The sequence below is a fragment of the Leclercia sp. EC_58 genome (genome assembly GCF_019584355.1).
Taxonomy (GTDB): Bacteria; Pseudomonadota; Gammaproteobacteria; order Enterobacterales; family Enterobacteriaceae; genus Enterobacter.
In genome coordinates this window covers 3,706,433-3,726,058 of sequence record NZ_VDAM01000001.1, presented here as the reverse complement: position 1 = coordinate 3,726,058, position 19,626 = coordinate 3,706,433, and the positions used below count along the sequence as shown (strand labels likewise).

The 19,626-nt window shown below is 56.2% G+C and carries 15 protein-coding genes, 2 tRNA genes and 2 other RNA genes; 10 read left to right on the top strand and 9 right to left on the bottom strand.

What is annotated here, in order from left to right; genetic code table 11:
* Positions 1 to 151 precede the first annotated feature (151 nt).
* A complete protein-coding gene (locus tag FHC51_RS18230; protein ID WP_220436277.1) occupies positions 152 to 1,555 on the top strand; it encodes a YchO/YchP family invasin in 1,404 nt (467 codons plus the stop codon).
* 2 nt (positions 1,556 to 1,557) lie between these two features.
* On the opposite strand, the gene narL is transcribed toward FHC51_RS18230, so the two are convergent.
* Positions 1,558 to 2,208: a two-component system response regulator NarL gene (narL, locus tag FHC51_RS18225; protein ID WP_103822275.1), complete on the bottom strand. Its 651-nt coding sequence runs from the start codon at positions 2,206 to 2,208 to the stop codon at positions 1,558 to 1,560.
* Positions 2,201 to 3,997 carry a nitrate/nitrite two-component system sensor histidine kinase NarX gene (gene narX, locus FHC51_RS18220; protein ID WP_103822274.1) on the bottom strand — a complete coding sequence of 599 codons (1,797 nt, stop codon included), beginning with the start codon at positions 3,995 to 3,997 and terminating at the stop codon, positions 2,201 to 2,203. The genes narL and narX overlap by 8 nt, the downstream gene beginning before the upstream one ends.
* Positions 3,998 to 4,306: 309 nt before the next feature.
* Between narX and FHC51_RS18215 the strand changes: the two genes are divergently transcribed.
* The 5 genes from FHC51_RS18215 (at position 4,307) to narI (ending at position 12,739) form a co-directional block, all read left to right on the top strand.
* A complete protein-coding gene (locus FHC51_RS18215) occupies positions 4,307 to 5,701 on the top strand; it encodes a NarK family nitrate/nitrite MFS transporter (RefSeq protein ID WP_103822273.1) in 1,395 nt (464 codons plus the stop codon).
* A 378-nt stretch (positions 5,702 to 6,079) separates the two neighbouring features.
* Positions 6,080 to 9,823, top strand: a complete 3,744-nt coding sequence (locus FHC51_RS18210; protein ID WP_220436276.1) for a nitrate reductase subunit alpha — start codon at positions 6,080 to 6,082, stop codon at positions 9,821 to 9,823.
* Positions 9,820 to 11,355 (top strand): nitrate reductase subunit beta, encoded by a 1,536-nt coding sequence (gene narH / locus FHC51_RS18205; RefSeq protein WP_220436275.1) that lies wholly within the window; start codon positions 9,820 to 9,822, stop codon positions 11,353 to 11,355. The genes FHC51_RS18210 and narH overlap by 4 nt, the downstream gene beginning before the upstream one ends.
* Complete coding sequence (narJ, locus tag FHC51_RS18200; RefSeq protein ID WP_220436274.1) at positions 11,352 to 12,062, top strand: nitrate reductase molybdenum cofactor assembly chaperone; 711 nt, start codon at positions 11,352 to 11,354, stop codon at positions 12,060 to 12,062. The genes narH and narJ overlap by 4 nt, the downstream gene beginning before the upstream one ends.
* Positions 12,062 to 12,739: a respiratory nitrate reductase subunit gamma gene (narI, locus tag FHC51_RS18195; protein ID WP_103179928.1), complete on the top strand. Its 678-nt coding sequence runs from the start codon at positions 12,062 to 12,064 to the stop codon at positions 12,737 to 12,739. The genes narJ and narI overlap by 1 nt, the downstream gene beginning before the upstream one ends.
* Here the strand turns inward: narI and FHC51_RS18190 are convergent.
* Complete coding sequence (locus FHC51_RS18190) at positions 12,736 to 13,632, bottom strand: DMT family transporter (RefSeq protein ID WP_220436273.1); 897 nt, start codon at positions 13,630 to 13,632, stop codon at positions 12,736 to 12,738. The genes narI and FHC51_RS18190 overlap by 4 nt on opposite strands.
* Before the next feature lie 107 nt (positions 13,633 to 13,739).
* Between FHC51_RS18190 and FHC51_RS18185 the strand changes: the two genes are divergently transcribed.
* On the top strand, positions 13,740 to 14,183 hold the full coding sequence (locus tag FHC51_RS18185; RefSeq protein WP_103179926.1) for an Lrp/AsnC family transcriptional regulator: 444 nt from the start codon (positions 13,740 to 13,742) through the stop codon (positions 14,181 to 14,183).
* 150 nt (positions 14,184 to 14,333) lie between these two features.
* Here the strand turns inward: FHC51_RS18185 and FHC51_RS18180 are convergent.
* The 6 genes from FHC51_RS18180 to FHC51_RS18155 form a co-directional block, all read right to left on the bottom strand.
* A non-coding RNA gene (locus FHC51_RS18180) (RtT sRNA) lies at positions 14,334 to 14,460 on the bottom strand.
* 46 nt (positions 14,461 to 14,506) lie between these two features.
* Positions 14,507 to 14,591 (bottom strand) — tRNA-Tyr (locus FHC51_RS18175).
* Positions 14,592 to 14,626: 35 nt separating this feature from the next.
* A non-coding RNA gene (locus FHC51_RS18170) (RtT sRNA) lies at positions 14,627 to 14,758 on the bottom strand.
* Between the two features lie 43 nt (positions 14,759 to 14,801).
* Positions 14,802 to 14,886, bottom strand: a tRNA-Tyr gene (locus FHC51_RS18165).
* A gap of 156 nt (positions 14,887 to 15,042) precedes the next feature.
* Positions 15,043 to 15,885: a formyltetrahydrofolate deformylase gene (gene purU / locus FHC51_RS18160; RefSeq protein WP_103179925.1), complete on the bottom strand. Its 843-nt coding sequence runs from the start codon at positions 15,883 to 15,885 to the stop codon at positions 15,043 to 15,045.
* A gap of 45 nt (positions 15,886 to 15,930) precedes the next feature.
* Entirely contained in the window at positions 15,931 to 16,389 is a 459-nt protein-coding gene (locus FHC51_RS18155) for a YchJ family protein (RefSeq protein ID WP_114314716.1), read from the bottom strand.
* Positions 16,390 to 16,503: 114 nt separating this feature from the next.
* Between FHC51_RS18155 and rssA the strand changes: the two genes are divergently transcribed.
* The 3 genes from rssA to galU all read left to right on the top strand — a co-directional run bounded on the left by rssA (position 16,504) and on the right by galU (position 19,619).
* Complete coding sequence (gene rssA, locus FHC51_RS18150; RefSeq protein ID WP_114386533.1) at positions 16,504 to 17,403, top strand: patatin-like phospholipase RssA; 900 nt, start codon at positions 16,504 to 16,506, stop codon at positions 17,401 to 17,403.
* Positions 17,404 to 17,495: 92 nt separating this feature from the next.
* Positions 17,496 to 18,509 carry a two-component system response regulator RssB gene (gene rssB / locus FHC51_RS18145; protein WP_114314718.1) on the top strand — a complete coding sequence of 338 codons (1,014 nt, stop codon included), beginning with the start codon at positions 17,496 to 17,498 and terminating at the stop codon, positions 18,507 to 18,509.
* 201 nt (positions 18,510 to 18,710) lie between these two features.
* On the top strand, positions 18,711 to 19,619 hold the full coding sequence (gene galU, locus FHC51_RS18140; RefSeq protein ID WP_220436272.1) for a UTP--glucose-1-phosphate uridylyltransferase GalU: 909 nt from the start codon (positions 18,711 to 18,713) through the stop codon (positions 19,617 to 19,619).
* The last annotated feature ends 7 nt before the right edge of the window (positions 19,620 to 19,626 follow it).

The window sequence follows — 19,626 nt, the reverse complement described above, 5'->3', positions numbered from 1 at the left end:
CCTACAGAAAACGTAGGTCGGGTAAGCGTTAGCGCCACCCGGCGATCTTCAGGATATTCCTGAAATTTACCTTAGGGCTGAAATTTTTTCTCAGGCACGCTAAGGTGTTAACTCCGTTTTCTTTCAACACAGGCACCCTTACACGACGGTGATGGTTGTTTCCCCCCGTATTCGTTCGCTGTTTCTTCTCCTCTGTTATGCCGGAGCCGTTCACGCTGCCCCGAATTCGTTTATCCATCAGGCGCAAAATCCGTTCGATAATAATGGCGACAGCCTGCCGGACTTAGGCATGGCGACCCCAACGGGGGAGGGTGAAAAGCATTTGGCGGAGATGGCGAAAGCGTTCGGCGAAGCCAGCATGACCGACAACGGCCTGACCACCGAGGAGCAGGCCCGGCAGTTTGCCCTGGGCAAGGTGCGGGACGCCGTCAGCCAGGAGGTGAACCAGCACATTGAGTCCTGGCTTTCGCCGTGGGGTAATGCCAGCGTCGATCTGCTGGTCAATGACGAGGGGCGCTTCACCGGCAGCAAGGGGAGCTGGTTTATACCCTGGCAGGATAACAACCACTACCTCACCTGGAGTCAGCTCGGCCTGACCCAGCAGGAGGACGGTCTGGTGAGCAATGCAGGCATCGGCCAGCGCTGGGTGGCGGGCAAATGGCTGCTGGGTTACAACACCTTTTATGACAATCTGCTCGATGAAAACCTCCAGCGCGCCGGGCTCGGCGCCGAAGCCTGGGGCGAATACCTGCGCCTGTCGGCCAACTACTATCAGCCGTTTGCCAGCTGGCGTGACAGCTCTGAGGTGCAGGAGCAGCGCATGGCGCGCGGGTACGATATCAGCGCCAACGCCAGACTGCCCTTTTATCATCACCTCAACACCAGCATCAGCTTTGAACAATATTTTGGCGACAGCGTGGATCTGTTCCACACCGGCACCGGGTACCACAATCCGCTGGCGGTCAATCTCGGGCTGAACTACACCCCGGTGCCGCTGGTGACCCTTTCCGCCGGGCATAAGCAGGGGGAGAGCGGGGTGAGCCAGAACAACCTCGGCCTGAAACTCAACTACCGCTTCGGGGTGCCGCTGAAAAAACAGCTCTCCGCCAGCGAAGTGGCCGAAAGCCGCTCCCTGCGGGGAAGCCGCTACGATCCGCCTGAGCGTCAGAACCTGCCGGTGCTGGAGTTCCGTCAGCGTAAAACGCTCTCGGTATGGCTGGCGACGCCGCCGTGGGATCTCAAGCCGGGCGAAACGGTCATGCTGAAGCTGGATATTCGCAGCCGTAACGGGGTGCGTTCCCTGCACTGGCAGGGCGATACGCAGGCGCTGAGCCTGACCTCACCGGCGAAGGCCAGTGACAGCGAAGGCTGGAGCATTATCCTGCCGGCGTGGGATAGCAGTGAGGGGGCAAGCAACCGCTGGCGGCTGTCGGTGGTGGTGGAAGATGAAGCGGGGCAGCGTGTCTCTTCCAATGAGATCACGCTTGCCCTGACGGAGCCGCTACTGGCGCTGCCAGAGGAAGATCAGCGCTGGACGCTGCTGCCGGACGAGTAAACTCAGAAAATGCGCTCCTGGTGTACCCAGACCGCCGCTTCCACCCGTGACTTCAGCTTCATCTTCTTCAGCATATGCTTCACATGGACTTTGACCGTGCTTTCGGTGATGTCCAGACGGCGGGCGATCATCTTGTTTGGCAACCCCTGGGCAATCAGCTTGAGGATATCGCGCTCGCGCGGGGTCAACTGGCTGACGTCGCGATCGGAAGTTGCACGGTTGGCGCGCAGGCTGGCCGCCAACACCGGGGTTAACGCTTCGCTCAACACCATGTCACCAGCCGCCGCCTGTTGCAGCGATTTCAGCAGATCTTCCGGCTCCATGTCTTTTAACAGGTAGCCATCGGCGCCGCGTTTCAGGGCGGTGACTACATCCTCTTCATGGTTGGAGACGCTGAAGACCACCACGCGACCGGAGAGCGTTTTCTCGCGCAGCTTATCGAGGGTTTCGAGGCCGTTCATGCCGGGCATATTCAGGTCGAGCAGGATCAAATCAGGATCGAGCGCTTCGGCCAGTTCAATGCCCTGTTCCCCGTTGCTGGCTTCGCCCACGACGGTGATATCCGACGCCATGCTGATAAGTTGTTTAACACCGGTGCGCAGCATCGGATGGTCGTCGATCAACAGGATTGTAGCGGGCTCCTGATTAGACATGGTGTTCTCCTTGAGCAGTGAAAAGAGGCTTTTCGGGAATAAAGGTGACGATAACGTCAGTTCCGCCCGATTCACTCCGGCGGACCTGACAATCTCCACGCAGGCTTTGTGCGCGGTCTCGCATAATAATCAAACCATAGTGGTTACTGCGTTCGGCGTTTTCCGGGATCCCGCAGCCGTTGTCACGCACCACCAGTCTGACCTGGTTTTCGTGCTGGCTCACGGTGAGCGACACCGCCGTCGCCCCGGCGTGTTTCAGCGCATTGCTTAAGGCTTCGCGGGCGATCTGCAGCAGATGGATGGCCTGGTGAGAGGGCACGAAACGGGGCGGTAGCTGATAGTCCAGCGAGACGTTAAAGCCGAGCCGGGCACTAAACTCCTGACAGCTGGCTTCCAGCGCAGGCCGCAGGCCGGGCTCCGTCAATTGCAGGCGGAAGGTGGTCAGCAGTTCACGCAATTGTATCCAGGAGGTGTTCAGCTCGTTGCGGATCTGGCTCAGCAGCTGCTTGCTGCTCTCCGGCAGATCCGTGTCCTGCATCTGCAGACAGCTGACCTGCATCTTCATGCAGGAGAGCGACTGGGCGATGGAGTCATGCAATTCGCGGGCAATGGTGGCACGCTCTTCCATCACAATCAGCTGCTGCTGTTTTTCCTGATGACGGTCGAGGGCTAACGTCGCGGTCAGCTGCTCCACCAGCGTATCGACCAGCTGCTGCTGATCGTGGCTGAGATGACGTCCGGCGGGCAGCGTCGCCAGTAAAATGCCGTACTGCGTCAGGTTATCCGCCAAGCGCCACTTCAGGGTGGTCCCGCTGGTGGTCAGCGGCGGCAGGCCGCGCGGGCAGAGGCGACAGCCAATTTCATCGCAGCTGGCATCCGACTGACAGGTAAATTCCTGATGATTCTCTTCATCTTCCAGGTCGTATACGCGCAGTTCGATGTCGTGCAGCTGGGTCAGATTCTGCAGGCCGTTAAGCACCGGCGAGAGGCGCTCGCACAGCGGCACCTGGGAGTGCAGACGGCGGTTGGCCTGCCAGAGGAAAGAGAGGATCTCGTTTTTCTGCTCCAGCCCGGCGGTTTTTTCACGCACGCGCTGCTCGAGCACCGCATAACTCTCGGCCAGCTCGCCGGACATGGTGTTTAGCGCCTCGCCGAGCATCGCCATCTCATTGCGTCCGTTGATGTGGGCGCGCTGGGTAAAATCACGTTGGGTCACGGCGCGGGCCATCGCCAGCAGCTGGCGCCAGGGGTGCAGCAGCCGGGCGCGCAGCCAGAGGATGGTGAAGACCAGCAGCAACCCCATAAAGACCGCCATCACCTGCTGCAGCAGTACCACCCGGCCGATACGCAGCTCGGTGCTGTGATCGAACGCCGAAACCAGAGTATCCAGACGGCTGACAAAGCCGGAGACATCCTGGGCTACCGCATCCGGATTACGCGCCTGTCGCAGCCCGGGCATTAACTGGGTATGCCAGTAAGTCTGCAGCGCCTTCAGCTGCGCCTGCTGACGATCGCGGCGGGCAGCGATTTCCAGTTCGGGGCTGAACGCCGTCGCTTCCATTTCGTCGAGTAACGCCTGGTCTTTGGCTTCCAGTGGGATGGCCGCCAGCAGGCGGTAGCTCTGCATACGCAGTGAACCGGCCTTATTAATGGCGTGTGCGCTGCCCTGAACGCCCTGAACCAGCCAGCCGGAGATCGCCATCCCTGTCACCCCGATCCCGGTAGACAGCATGACAATCAGCACCAGTTGGTTAACCAGCGTGAGTGGTGAAAAACAGCGTTTAAACATAGGGCAGTCTGGCTCCTGACAATGCCTGGACTCGGCAAGGGCTCTATTCTCAGGCAACCCCTGGAGTATACCCATACCCCAAAAGGATTACCTACTAATTGCCATTGGAGAGGTGAATGGGAGGAGAGGGGTAAGCGGGGGGAGCAGTACCGTGAAAAACCACACCTTTTTCACTGAAAAGCGCTACTCACTTTGGAGGATAGCGATTTTCGGGCCATAAAATTGCCCACCTTCCCATTGATTTATATCAACTTCCTGTCGGCTTAAAACCCTGATCTTTGTGGCAACTTTTAAGAATCAGAGGTGTCTATGAGTCACTCTACTACCCCCGAAAGGGATTCTGGCGCAGTCATTACCGAGTGGCGTCCGGAAGATCCGGCGTTCTGGCAACAGCGCGGCCAACGTGTAGCAAGTCGTAATCTGTGGATTTCCGTTCCCTGTCTGCTGCTGGCGTTCTGCGTCTGGATGCTGTTCAGCGCCGTCGCCGTTAACCTGCCGAAAGTGGGCTTCAAGTTTACCACCGACCAGCTGTTTATGTTAACCGCGCTGCCTGCGCTCTCCGGCGCACTGCTGCGTGTCCCTTATGCCTTTATGGTACCGGTGTTCGGCGGACGCCGCTGGACCGCGTTCAGTACCGGCATCATGATCATCCCGTGCGTCTGGCTGGGCTTTGCGGTACAGGATACCTCTACACCGTTTAGCACCTTCGTGATCATCTCTCTGCTGTGCGGCTTTGCAGGGGCAAACTTTGCTTCCAGCATGGCGAACATCAGCTTCTTCTTCCCGAAACAGAAGCAGGGCGGGGCGCTGGGGATCAACGGCGGCCTGGGCAACATGGGCGTCAGCGTAATGCAGCTGATTGCGCCGCTGGCGATCTCGGTCTCTATTTTCGCCGCGTTTGGTGGCGCTGGTGTTGAACAGGCCGACGGCTCGCTGCTGTTCCTGCAGAACGCCGCGTGGATCTGGGTGCCGTTCCTGGTGGTCTTTACCCTGGCGGCATGGTTTGGCATGAACGACCTGGCGGCATCGAAAGCGTCGCTCAGCGAACAGCTGCCGGTGCTGAAGCGCGCTCACCTGTGGATCATGGCGCTGCTCTATCTGGCTACGTTCGGCTCGTTTATCGGCTTCTCTGCCGGGTTTGCGATGCTGTCCAAAACCCAGTTCCCGGATGTGCAGATCCTGCACTACGCCTTCTTCGGGCCGTTTATTGGCGCGCTGGCACGCTCTACCGGCGGGATGATCTCTGACCGTCTGGGCGGCACCCGCGTCACGCTGGTGAACTTTGTGGTGATGGCTCTCTTCTGTGCCCTGCTGTTTATGACCCTGCCGGTAAACGGCGTGGGCGGCAACTTCGGCGCCTTCTTCGCGGTCTTTATGGTGCTGTTCCTGACCGCCGGACTGGGGAGTGCTTCTACCTTCCAGATGATTTCGGTGATCTTCCGTAAACTGACGATGGATCGCGTTAAAGCGCAGGGCGGCACTGAGCAGCAGGCGATGCGTGAGGCGGCTACCGACACCGCAGCCGCACTGGGCTTTATCTCTGCAATCGGCGCGATTGGCGGGTTCTTTATTCCTAAAGCCTTTGGTATCTCGCTGGATCTGACCGGCTCGCCGGCGGGTGCGATGAAGGTGTTCCTCGTTTTCTATATCGTCTGCGTGTTTGTCACCTGGCTGGTATACGGACGGAATTCTAATAAAAAGTAAGTTTGATTATCCGTTTGCGCGGCCTGGTGCCGCGCTTTTTTTGCGCTGCAATTAGTTACAACATACTTAAAGCGTAAGCCGCTGTTAGCATGCGGCCACTGTGATCGCCATCGCTAATCAGGCTTACCTACCCCTTAATACCGCTGGGGTTAAATGTTACGCGCGCTTTTGTAGGATAAATAAATAATGACCATATAAAACAGTAAGTTACATTATTGTATTCTGTACCGCTTTGGTGGTAGTCGAAAATTTCCCCTTCTGAACATCCCCAACTCCCCTTGATCGTTATCAATTCTCCTCCTCTTTCAGAGCGTTACCTTCGCTGCAAATCAGCAATGTCGATTTAGAGAGCCACAGGCTCCATACAGGAGATACCCGATGAGCAAATTTTTGGACCGGTTTCGCTACTTCAAACAGAAGGGCGAAACATTTGCCGATGGGCACGGCCAGGTTCTGGAGACTAACCGGGACTGGGAAGACGGTTACCGTCAGCGCTGGCAACATGACAAAGTCGTACGTTCGACCCACGGCGTAAACTGCACCGGCTCCTGTAGCTGGAAGATTTTCGTCAAAAATGGTCTGGTGACCTGGGAAATGCAGCAGACCGACTACCCGCGCACCCGCCCGGATATGCCAAACCACGAACCGCGCGGCTGCCCGCGTGGCGCCAGCTACTCCTGGTATCTCTACAGCGCTAACCGCCTGAAATACCCGCTGATGCGTAAACGCCTGATGAAGATGTGGCGTGAAGCGAAAGCGCAGCACAGCGATCCGGTTCTGGCCTGGGCCTCTATTATCGAAGATGCCGACAAAGCGAAGAGCTTCAAACAGGCTCGCGGCCGCGGCGGCTTTGTACGTTCCTCCTGGCAGGAAGTGAATGAGCTAATTGCCGCTTCCAACGTCTATACCGTGAAAACCTACGGCCCGGACCGCGTGGCAGGCTTCTCGCCAATCCCGGCGATGTCGATGGTCTCCTACGCCTCTGGCGCGCGTTATCTGTCGCTGATCGGCGGCACCTGCCTGAGCTTCTACGACTGGTACTGCGACCTGCCGCCTGCCTCTCCGCAGACCTGGGGTGAGCAGACCGACGTTCCGGAATCCGCCGACTGGTACAACTCCAGCTACATCATCGCCTGGGGCTCTAACGTGCCGCAGACCCGTACCCCGGACGCCCACTTCTTTACCGAAGTGCGTTACAAAGGCACCAAAACCGTAGCCGTGACCCCGGACTATGCCGAAATTGCCAAGCTCTGCGATCTGTGGCTGGCGCCGAAGCAGGGTACCGATGCGGCCATGGCGCTGGCAATGGGCCACGTCATGCTGCGTGAGTTCCACGTCGACAAGCCAAGCCAGTACTTTACCGACTACGTGCGTCGTTACACCGACATGCCGATGCTGGTCATGCTCGAAGAGCGTGACGGCTACTATGCCGCAGGCCGCATGCTGCGTGCCGCCGATCTGGTGGATGCGCTGGGCCAGGAAAACAATCCGGAGTGGAAAACCGTTGCCTGTAACAGCAATGGCGAGCTGGTTGCACCGAACGGTTCAATCGGTTTCCGCTGGGGCGAGAAGGGTAAATGGAACCTCGAGCAGCGTAACGGCACCACAGGCGAAGAGACCGAACTGCGCCTCAGCATGCTGGGCAGCCAGGACGAGATCGCTGATGTTGGCTTCCCGTATTTCGGCGGCGAAGGCTCCGAGCACTTCAACAAGGTGGAGCTGCAGAACGTCCTGATGCACAAACTGCCGGTGAAACGCCTGCAGCTCGCCGACGGCTCAACCGCACTGGTCACCACCGTTTACGACCTGACTCTGGCCAACTACGGTCTGGAGCGCGGTCTCGGTGATGAAAACTGCGCCACCAGCTATGACGACGTAAAAGCCTACACCCCGGCCTGGGCGGAGCAGATCACCGGCGTTCCACGGGCGCAGATTATCCGTACCGCACGTGAGTTTGCCGATAACGCCGATAAGACCCACGGTCGTTCAATGATCATCGTCGGTGCCGGTCTGAACCACTGGTATCACCTCGATATGAACTATCGCGGTTTGATCAACATGCTGATCTTCTGCGGCTGCGTGGGTCAGAGCGGCGGCGGCTGGGCACACTACGTGGGCCAGGAAAAACTGCGTCCGCAGACTGGCTGGCAGCCGCTGGCGTTTGCCCTTGACTGGCAGCGTCCGGCGCGTCACATGAACAGCACCTCCTACTTCTATAACCACTCCAGTCAGTGGCGCTACGAGACGGTTACCGCGCAGGAATTGCTGTCGCCGATGGCGGATAAATCCCGCTACAGCGGTCACCTGATCGACTTCAACGTCCGCGCTGAACGCATGGGCTGGCTGCCCTCTGCGCCACAGCTGGGAACCAACCCGCTGCGCATTGCAGAAGCGGCGAAGAAAGCGGGCATGACCCCGGTGGATTACACCGTCAAATCCCTGAAAGAGGGCTCCATCCGTTTTGCGGCAGAACAGCCGGAAAACGGTAAAAACCATCCGCGTAACCTGTTCATCTGGCGCTCCAACCTGCTGGGCTCGTCCGGTAAAGGTCACGAGTACATGTTGAAATACCTGCTCGGTACCGAAAACGGTATCCAGGGTAAAGATCTCGGCAAGCAGGGCGGCGTGAAGCCGGAAGAGGTGGAGTGGAAAGATAACGGTCTCGACGGCAAGCTGGATCTGGTGGTGACCCTCGACTTCCGTCTCTCCAGCACCTGTCTCTACTCCGACATCGTGCTGCCAACCGCCACCTGGTACGAAAAAGACGACATGAATACCTCGGATATGCATCCGTTTATTCATCCGCTCTCTGCGGCCGTTGACCCGGCGTGGGAATCGAAAAGCGACTGGGATATCTACAAAGAGATCGCGAAGAAATTCTCCGAAGTCTGCGTAGGGCACCTGGGCAAAGAGACCGACGTGGTGACGCTGCCCATCCAGCACGACTCCGCCGCCGAACTGGCGCAGCCGCTGGACGTGAAGGACTGGAAAAAAGGCGAGTGCGACCTGATCCCGGGCGTGACCGCGCCGCACATTATTCCGGTTGAACGTGACTACCCGGCCACTTACGAACGCTTTACCTCTATCGGCCCGCTGATGGAGAAAATCGGTAACGGCGGGAAAGGGATCGCCTGGAATACCCAGAGCGAGATGGATCTGCTGCGTAAGCTCAATTACACCAAAGCGGACGGCCCGGCGAAAGGCCAGCCAATGCTGAATACGGCGATTGATGCGGCAGAGATGATCCTCACCCTGGCACCGGAAACCAACGGTCAGGTGTCGGTGAAAGCCTGGGCGGCGCTGAGCGAGTTTACTGGCCGCGACCATACCCATCTGGCGCTGAACAAAGAAGACGAGAAGATCCGCTTCCGTGATATTCAGGCCCAGCCGCGCAAAATTATCTCCAGCCCGACCTGGTCTGGCCTGGAAGATGAGCATGTCTCTTACAACGCGGGTTACACCAACGTTCACGAGCTGATCCCATGGCGTACCCTCTCCGGTCGTCAGTCCCTGTATCAGGATCACCAGTGGATGCGTGACTTCGGTGAAAGCCTGCTGGTGTACCGTCCGCCAATCGACACCCGTTCGGTGAAAGCGGTGATGGGCGCGAAATCGAACGGCAACCCGGAGAAGGCGCTGAACTTCCTGACGCCGCACCAGAAGTGGGGTATCCACTCCACCTACAGCGACAACCTGCTGATGCTGACCCTGTCCCGCGGCGGCCCGATTGTCTGGATGAGCGAAGCGGACGCCAAAGATCTGGGGATCGAAGATAACGACTGGATCGAAGTCTTCAACAGTAACGGTGCTCTGACGGCGCGTGCGGTGGTGAGCCAGCGCGTACCGGCCGGGATGACCATGATGTACCACGCGCAGGAACGTATCGTGAACCTGCCGGGGTCTGAGATCACCGAGCAGCGCGGCGGGATCCACAACTCTGTGACCCGTATTACGCCGAAACCAACCCATATGATCGGCGGTTATGCCCAGCTGGCCTACGGCTTTAACTACTACGGCACCGTAGGATCGAACCGCGATGAGTTCGTGGTGGTACGTAAGATGAAGAACATTAACTGGTTAGACGGCGAAGGTAATGACCAGGTACAGGAGAGCGTAAAATGAAAATTCGTTCACAAGTCGGCATGGTGCTGAATCTGGATAAATGCATCGGCTGTCACACCTGCTCAGTCACCTGTAAAAATGTCTGGACCAGCCGGGAAGGGATGGAGTACGCCTGGTTCAACAACGTGGAAAGCAAGCCGGGCACCGGCTTCCCGACCGACTGGGAAAACCAGGAGAAGTGGAAGGGCGGCTGGATCCGTAAAATCAACGGCAAGCTGCAGCCGCGCATGGGTAACCGCGCGCTGCTGCTGGGTAAAATCTTTGCTAACCCGCATCTGCCGGGCATCGATGATTACTACGAGCCGTTTGATTTTGACTACCAGAACCTGCACAACGCGCCGGAGAGCAAACATCAGCCGATCGCCCGTCCACGCTCGCTGATCACCGGTCAGCGCATGGACAAGATCACCAGCGGGCCAAACTGGGAAGAGATTCTGGGCGGCGAGTTCGAAAAACGCGCCAAAGATCAGAACTTCGAGAACATGCAGAAGGCGATGTACGGCCAGTTCGAAAACACCTTCATGATGTACCTGCCGCGCCTGTGCGAACACTGCCTCAACCCGGCGTGTGTCGCCACCTGCCCGAGCGGTGCCATCTACAAGCGTGAAGAAGATGGCATCGTGCTGATCGACCAGGACAAGTGCCGCGGCTGGCGTATGTGCATCACCGGTTGCCCGTACAAAAAGATCTACTTCAACTGGAAGAGCGGTAAGTCTGAGAAGTGCATTTTCTGCTACCCGCGTATCGAAGCCGGGATGCCAACCGTCTGCTCCGAAAGCTGCGTAGGCCGTATTCGCTACCTCGGCGTACTGCTCTATGACGCGGACGCGATTGAAAATGCCGCGAGCACCGAAAACGAGAAAGATCTCTATCAGCGTCAGCTGGATGTGTTCCTCGATCCGAACGATCCGAAGGTGATCGCCCAGGCGCTGAAAGACGGCATTCCGCAGAGCGTGATCGACGCCGCGCAGCAGTCGCCGGTCTACAAAATGGCGATGGACTGGAAGCTGGCTCTGCCGCTGCATCCGGAATACCGTACATTGCCGATGGTCTGGTATGTGCCGCCTCTGTCGCCAATTCAGTCCGCGGCGGATGCCGGTGAGCTGGGCAGCAACGGTATCCTGCCGGATGTCGAAAGCCTGCGTATTCCGGTTCAGTACCTGGCGAACCTGCTCACCGCAGGGGATACCCAGCCGGTACTGCTGGCCCTGAAACGTATGCTGGCGATGCGCCACTTCAAACGTGCGGAAACCGTTGACGGCGTCATCGATACCCGCGCGCTGGAAGAGGTGGGCTTAAGCGAAGCCCAGGCCCACGAGATGTACCGCTACCTGGCGATTGCCAACTACGAAGATCGTTTCGTGGTGCCGAGCAGCCACCGTGAGCTGGCCCGTGAAGCCTTCCCGGAGAAAAGCGGGTGTGGCTTTACCTTCGGCGACGGTTGCCACGGTTCAGACAACAAATTCAACCTGTTCAACAGCCGCCGCATCGACGCGATGGATGTGACCAGCAAAACGGAGCCGCACCAATGATTGAACTCGTCATTGTTTCGCGTCTGCTCGAGTACCCGGATGCTGCGCTGGCGCAGCATCAACAGGAACTCTTCGATGCACTCGCGTCATCGGAAAACCTGGATAAAGAGGATGCCCAGAAACTGGGCGTTTTCCTCCGCGATCTGTTAGCGCGCGATCTGCTGGATGCGCAGTCTGACTACAGCCAGCTGTTCGACCGGGGCCGCACCACCTCGCTGCTGCTGTTTGAACACGTTCACGGCGAGTCCCGCGATCGCGGTCAGGCGATGGTGGATTTAATGGCCCAGTATGAGCAGCACGGCCTGCATCTCGACAGCCGCGAGCTGCCGGATCATCTGCCGCTCTACCTGGAGTATCTGGCACAGCTGCCAAAAGAAGAGGCGCTGGGCGGCCTGCAGGATATCGCCCCGATTCTGGCGTTGCTGGGCGCGCGTCTGCAACAGCGTGAAAGCCGCTATGCGGTGCTGTTCGAACTGCTGGTGAAGCTGGCTAACGCCTCGGTCGACAGTGAAAAAGTGGCGGAGAAAATCGCCGATGAAGCGCGCGACGACACCCCACAGGCGCTGGATGCGGTCTGGGAAGAGGAGCAGGTGAAGTTCTTTGCAGATCAGAGCTGCGGCGAGTCGGAAATCTCTGCTCACCAGCGTCGTTTTGCCGGTGCCGTTGCCCCGCAATATTTGAATATCTCTAACGGAGGACAGCAATAATGCACTTCCTGAATATGTTCTTCTTCGATATCTATCCGTACATTGCGGGTTCGGTATTTCTGATTGGTAGCTGGCTGCGTTACGACTACGGCCAGTACACCTGGCGCGCCGCCTCCAGCCAGATGCTGGATCGCAAAGGGATGAACATGGCATCCAACCTGTTCCACTTCGGGATCCTGGGAATTTTTGCCGGTCACTTCCTCGGAATGTTGACCCCGCACTGGATGTATGAATCCTTCCTGCCGATGGACGTGAAGCAGAAGATGGCGATGATTGCGGGCGGTGCCTGCGGCCTGATGACCCTGGTAGGCGGCCTGATGCTGTTGAAGCGTCGTCTGTTCAGCCCACGTGTACGTGCTACCACCACCGGGGCGGATATCCTGATCCTCACCCTGCTGATGGTGCAGTGCGCGCTGGGTCTGCTGACCATTCCGTTCTCGGCTCAGCATATGGACGGCAGCGAAATGCTGAAGCTGGTGGGGTGGGCACAGTCGGTAGTGACCTTCCATGGCGGTGCGTCTGAGCATCTTGACGGCGTGGCGTTTATCTTCCGCGTGCACCTGGTACTGGGCATGACGCTGTTCCTGCTGTTCCCGTTCTCCCGTCTGGTGCATATCTGGAGCGCGCCGGTGGAGTACATGACGCGCAAATACCAGATTGTGCGCGCCCGTCGCTAATCCGCCATTTTCATCTCAACCCCGCTCTGGCGGGGTTTTTTTTCGCCCCAGCCGAGGTTATTACCCGCCGCGGCAAACAGAATCAGCGCTCCGCCAGCCAGCTGGGTGAGGCTGAGCGCGTGCTCGAACACCAGGTTGTCGACAATCAGCGCGACGACCGGATAGATAAATGACAGCGAGCCGATGATGGGGGTAGGGAGCTTCTGAATGGCGCTGTATAACAGTTGATACATCACCCCCGTGTGTACGATGCCCAGCGTCAGCAGAATCGCCCACGGAAAATCGCTGGAGAAGGTCGGCATATGCGCCAGCGGCAGTAGCATCACCACGCCGGTTAACACCTGGATAAAGGCGATGTGCTGCGGTGCAATGGTCTGTAATTTGCGCGTGATAATGGCAGTGAGGGCGTAAAAAAAAGCGGCACCCAGCGCGAGGCCGATCCCCGAAAGCCATTGTGCACTGTGTCCGCCGGTCAGCTCGCTGGAGAGCAAAATCACCACCCCGCCAAAGGCGAGGAACAGCCAGCCCCATTTCACCAGACTCACCCGCTCGCCCATCAGCATGCCCATCAACACCAGCATAAAGGGCTGGGTGTTATAGACCACCGTCGAAAGCCCGATGGAGATACGTTCGAACGCGGCAAAGAGCAGCAGCCAGTTAATGACCAACGCAATGCCGCCAAGAATGGCCAGACCCAGGGTCATTTTGGTTAACGGGCTAAAAGGGCGTTTACTGAAACGAATAACAAGAAACAGAGCAATAGCGCCGATCAGACAGCGCCAGAACACCACGTCAGTGATCGGCAAGCCGGAAAGCAAAACAAAAGCACCAATAGAGCCGGATATCAGCATCGCCAGGCTCATCTGCCAGACGCCTTGTTGAATGTCGCGCATCGTACACCTCCTGATTATTGCCTCTATTGTTAAAAAACTGTGTCCGGTTTAACAGCGCTGAATTAAGGTAAAAGAAGAGGTTTAGTTTTATAAATTAGGTGAATGCTATGGATTACCTTATCGATGAGATCGACCGTCATATTCTGCGCTGTCTGGTAGAGGATGCGCGTATGTCGCTGAAGGTGTTAAGCGCCCGGGTTGGGCTCACGTCACCCAGTACGGCAGAGCGTTTAAAACGGCTGGAAGAGCGAGGCATCATTCAGGGGTATGGCGCGCGGGTAAACCTGGCCGCACTGGGTTACACGCTGCAAGCGCTGGTGCGCGTGCGACCGTTACCGGGGTTATTGCATAAAGTGGATAAATACATCCAGCAGATGCCGGAGTGTATTGAAAGCGACAAAGTGACCGGCGAGGACTGTTTCGTTATCCGGCTGGTGGTGCGCTCCATCGAGCAACTGGATACGTTGCTGGATGGACTGGCAGAACATGCGCAGTGCAATACGTCGATTGTGAAGAGTTCACCGGTGACCCGTCGGTTGCCCCCGTTGTAAGGGATTTCGTCGGGTGGCGGCTGCGCCTTACCCGGCCTACGAGTATGGTACGGTTTTGTAGCCCCGGTAAGCGCAGCGCCACCGGGGAAAACTGGTGCGCGGAACCGGAAGAATATCACTCTATTTTGGATTGTTTTTTGAGAAAAGTGATGGTGGTGGGGGAAGGATAACTCGGCTGCGCCTCGCCCTTCGGGTCGTTGCCTGCGGCAACGCTTTCTCGCTACGCTCGAATCGAACCTTGGTCGAAGCTTCTCATCCTTCCCTGCATTGGAAGAATATGGAACATAGTGCGGAGTAAGAGATTTGTAGCTATCTGGAAGTGATGGTGGTGGGGGAAGGATTCGAACCTTCGAAGTCGATGACGGCAGATTTACAGTCTGCTCCCTTTGGCCGCTCGGGAACCCCACCAGGGGTAATTCAGATTTTGAGGTGAAACTTGAAGATGGTGGTGGGGGAAGGATTATTCGTCGCTTCGCTCCTCACCCTTCGGGCCGTTGCCTTTGGCAACGTTGTCTCGCTTTCGCTCGACTCGAACCTTCATCGAAGGTTCTCACCCTTCCCGATAAGTGCAAACATCGCTACATCTCATCGGTATTACCACATCGCTGTGGTGAATAATGGTGGTGGGGGAAGGATTCGAACCTTCGAAGTCGATGACGGCAGATTTACAGTCTGCTCCCTTTGGCCGCTCGGGAACCCCACCACGGGGTAATGCTTTTACTGGCCTGCTTCCTTGTGGGAAGCGGGGCGCATCATATCAAATGACGCGCCCCTGTAAAGACTTCCTTTGCATAAATGAATCGTTTGCCTGATTTTTACGCATAAAGACGCAAAGCTAATCAATTCATTTTATAAAGGATTAAAGAATAATCGTTCTGTTACCGTAGACAAAGACGCGCTGCGCCAGCACCTGATACAGCGCACGGCTTAAGACATTTTTTTCAACGTCGCGGCCGGCACGCATCATATCTTCCGCCGTGTAGGTGTGATCGACATGAATCACGTCCTGCATGATGATTGGACCTTCATCCAGATTGTCATTCACGTAGTGTGCCGTTGCGCCGATGATTTTCACGCCGCGTTCGTACGCCTGGTGATAAGGACGCGCGCCGATAAAGGCCGGCAGGAACGAGTGGTGAATGTTGATAATCTTATTCGGGAAGCGGGCAACAAATGACGGCGTCAGGACGCGCATATATTTCGCCAGCACCACATAATCCGGGTTATGCGCTTCGATGGCCTGCGCCATTAAATTGTCATGCTCTTCGCGGGTATGGCCTTCATGGCTGACCAGCTCAAACGGAATATCAAAACGCTCAACCAGCGTACGCAGCGTCTCGTGGTTACCAATGACCGCGGCGATCTCAACATCCAGCCCGCCATAGTTGGCTTTCATCAGCAGGTCGCCCAAACAGTGGGCCTCTTTGGTAACCAGGATCACCACCCGGCGGCGACCGGCAGGGTTCAGTTCACGCACGGAACCTTCCGGGAGCGCGCCGTCCAGATCGGCAAGCAACGTCGCGTCATTGAAGATCCCTTCCAGCTCGGTACGCATAAAGAAGCGCCCGGTACGGTGATCAACAAACTCGTTGTTCTGCACGATATTCAGTTCATGTTTGTAGCAAATATTGGTGATACGGGCGATCAGCCCTTTCTGGTCGGGACAAATGGTGCGCAGCACTTTACGTTGTGTTGATTGCATTGCCGGAAAATCCTTACGTGTTTGCTTGAACCGTGTTGTCAGGCCTTATTGCCCGCAACACTTTTTAAATTTTTTGCCTGAACCACAAGGGCAGGGGTCATTACGACCAAACTGTGGACGCGTGCCGTCAATATAGTACCACTCTCCACCCTCCTTTAAGAAACGCGAGCGTTCGATGATCGCGCCTGCTCTCCCTTGCTCAGTAAAGCGCGCAACAAAACTGACGAACCCCTCGTTTTCATCCCGGCCTGCTGCCGTTTCGTACTGAGTGAGGCCGATCCACTGCGTATTTGCAAATCCGGCCTCGATCTCCTGACGAAAATCAGTAGCATGGCAGGATGGATGCCAGGTCTTGATCAGGTAGTCTGCGTCCCGCGTCACAAAAGCGGCATATCGGGAGCGCATAAGTGATGCCGGGTCCGGTGCAACCTGCTCACCGTTAAGATATCGTTGGCAACATAGGCTATACTCGAGTGCGCTACCGCAGGGACAGAGTTGAGACACGATTCTCTTCCTGAAATTAAAAAATGAATGGCATATAACGCCAGGGTGGCACTATGTTAACTGAGCGGTCGCAATGACGCTATGCAGGAATCCAGGGGACGCTAAACAGGGCTAATGAGAAAAGTAAAAATTGGACTGGCATTGGGCTCAGGTGCAGCCCGGGGCTGGTCGCATATTGGTGTGATCAACGCCTTACAACGTTTGGGTATCGAAATTGATATTGTTGCAGGCTGTTCAATAGGTTCACTGGTGGGAGCCGCCTACTCGTGTGGCAAGCTTCCCGAGCTGGAAACCTGGGTACGATCGTTTAGCTACTGGGACGTCCTGCGCCTGATGGATCTCTCCTGGCAACGTGGCGGGTTATTACGCGGAGAGCGCGTCTTTAACCGTTTTCGCCAGGTGATGCCCCTGACCGAATTCTCCAGCTGTCAGATGCCTTTCGGTGCGGTTGCAACCAACCTCAGCACCGGCAGGGAGATCTGGTTTACCGAAGGCGATATTCATCTTGCCGTCCGTGCCTCCTGCAGTATGCCGGGTCTGATGGCGCCGGTTCCGCACAACGGTTACTGGCTGGTTGACGGCGGCGTTGTGAATCCTGTCCCCATTTCACTGACCCGTGCGATGGGGGCCGATATCGTGATTGCCGTCGATCTTCAACATGATGCCCACCTGATGCAGCAGGATCTGATGCCGGTCAATACCCAGTCGGATGAGTCCGCTCTGGAGGATCTCGCGTGGCATAAACGCCTGCGAGGACGTTTCACGCGAACCACCCGCAAGCTGGTTGCTGCGCCAACCGCCATGGAAATCATGACGACGTCGATTCAGGTGTTGGAAAATCGCCTGAAGCGTAATCGAATGGCGGGTGACCCGCCGGATATATTGATTCAACCTTTTTGTCCACAAATTTCAACTCTCGATTTCCATCGTGCTGAAGCGGCCATTACCGCAGGCGCGCAGGCAGTCGAAAAGAAAATGGACGAATTATTACCTTTAGTGCGGGCAACAGCCTGAGCACCCTTTTTTTGATTACTTCAGCAAAATCTGACAGGCGATAGTGCCGATAGCATGCCACTATTTATCTATTGTCAGCGCCGGGAGAGACCATGACACAGCCATTAGCCGGGAAACAAATTCTGATAGTTGAAGACGAGCCTGTTTTCCGCTCCTTACTGGATTCATGGCTATCATCGCTGGGGGCGACGACTGCACTTGCAGGTGATGGGATCGACGCCCTGGAAAAAATGGTGGGCATTAAGCCCGATTTGATGATTTGCGACATCGCCATGCCGCGGATGAATGGCCTGAAGCTGGTGGAGCATTTACGTAATGCCGGTGACCAGATCCCCATTCTGGTCATTTCTGCGACCGAAAATATGGCCGATATCGCAAAAGCGTTACGCCTGGGTGTCCAGGACGTATTGCTTAAGCCAGTTAAAGATCTGAATCGCTTGCGTGAAACCGTTCTCGCCTGCCTCTATCCCAATATGTTTAATTCGCGTGTTGAAGAGGAAGAGCGGCTTTTTCAGGACTGGGATGCGCTGGTGAATAACCCCTCTGCGGCGGCAAAACTGTTACAGGAGCTTCAGCCGCCGGTTCAGCAGACATTTTCCGGGTGCAAAGTTAATTACCGCCAACTGATGGCTGCCGATCAACCGGGTCTGGTGCTGGATATCGCACCATTATCCGATAACGATCTGGCGTTTTATTGTCTGGATGTTACCCGGGCGGGCGATAATGGTGTGCTGGCGGCATTATTATTGCGGGCATTATTTAATGGCTTGCTTCAGGAACAACTTTCTCATCAGGGTCAGCGCCTGCCTGAGTTAGGCAGCCTGCTGAAACAGGTTAACCAGCTGCTGCGCCAGGCCAGTTTGCCAGGACAATTCCCATTACTGGTCGGTTATTACCATAGCGGCCTGAAAAATTTGATTTTAGTCTCCGCCGGACTTAATGCCACGCTTAATACGGGTGAGCATCATATTCAGGTCAGCAACGGCGTTCCGTTAGGAACCTTAGGAAATACTTATCTGAATCAAATAAGCCATCGCTGCACCTCATGGCAATGCCAAATTTGGGGTACAGGGGGGCGGTTGCGCTTAATGTTGTCCACAGAATAGTCAGTTGGAATTTAAACGGTAGATAGCTTTACCGTCGTTTTACGGACAATGCTACTATCGGTGCCTGTTTTTATTCGTATTTATCCTAATTAAGCGGTAGCGCGTCCTTTTCAGACCCGGACATCCTCCACAGGCTGATATACTAAACGCGTTATTAATGCAGACTAAAGTTCAAAACATGAACAGTTCAGGAGAGTTTCAATGGCTGCCGTAAATTCGAAAGTGAGAAAGGCCGTTATCCCGGTTGCCGGGTTGGGAACCAGGATGCTGCCAGCAACGAAGGCAATTCCAAAAGAGATGCTGCCACTCGTTGATAAGCCATTAATCCAGTATGTGGTTAACGAATGTATTGCTGCAGGCATTACTGAAATTGTGCTGGTAACACATTCATCCAAAAACTCTATCGAAAACCATTTCGATACCAGTTTTGAACTTGAAGCCATGCTGGAAAAACGCGTGAAGCGTCAGCTTCTTCAGGAAGTGCAGTCTATTTGCCCGCCGCACGTGACTATTATGCAGGTCCGTCAGGGGCTGGCAAAAGGTCTGGGTCATGCAGTCCTGTGTGCTCATCCGGTAGTCGGTAACGAGCCGGTAGCGGTTATTTTACCAGACGTTATTCTCGACGAGTTTGAATCCGATCTGTCCCAGGATAATCTGGCTGAAATGATTAAACGTTTCGACGAAACGGGCAGCAGCCAGATCATGGTTGAGCCGGTTGAAGACGTGACCGCATACGGCGTTGTCGACTGCAAAGGCGTGGCGATGAACCCGGGCGACAGCGTGCCAATGGTTGGCGTGGTTGAGAAGCCAAAAGCTGACGTAGCGCCATCTAACCTCGCTGTAGTAGGGCGTTATGTTCTGAGCGCAGAGATTTGGCCGCTGCTGGCGAAAACGCCTCCAGGTGCCGGGGATGAAATCCAGCTGACCGACGCCATCGACATGCTGATCGAAAAAGAGACCGTGGAGGCTTACCACATGAAAGGGAAGAGCCACGACTGCGGTAATAAACTCGGTTACATGCAGGCCTTCGTTGAATATGGTGTTCGTCACCAGCCCCTGGGCGAAGAATTTAAGGGCTGGCTGAAAGAGACGCTGGGCATTAAAAACTAATACGGCG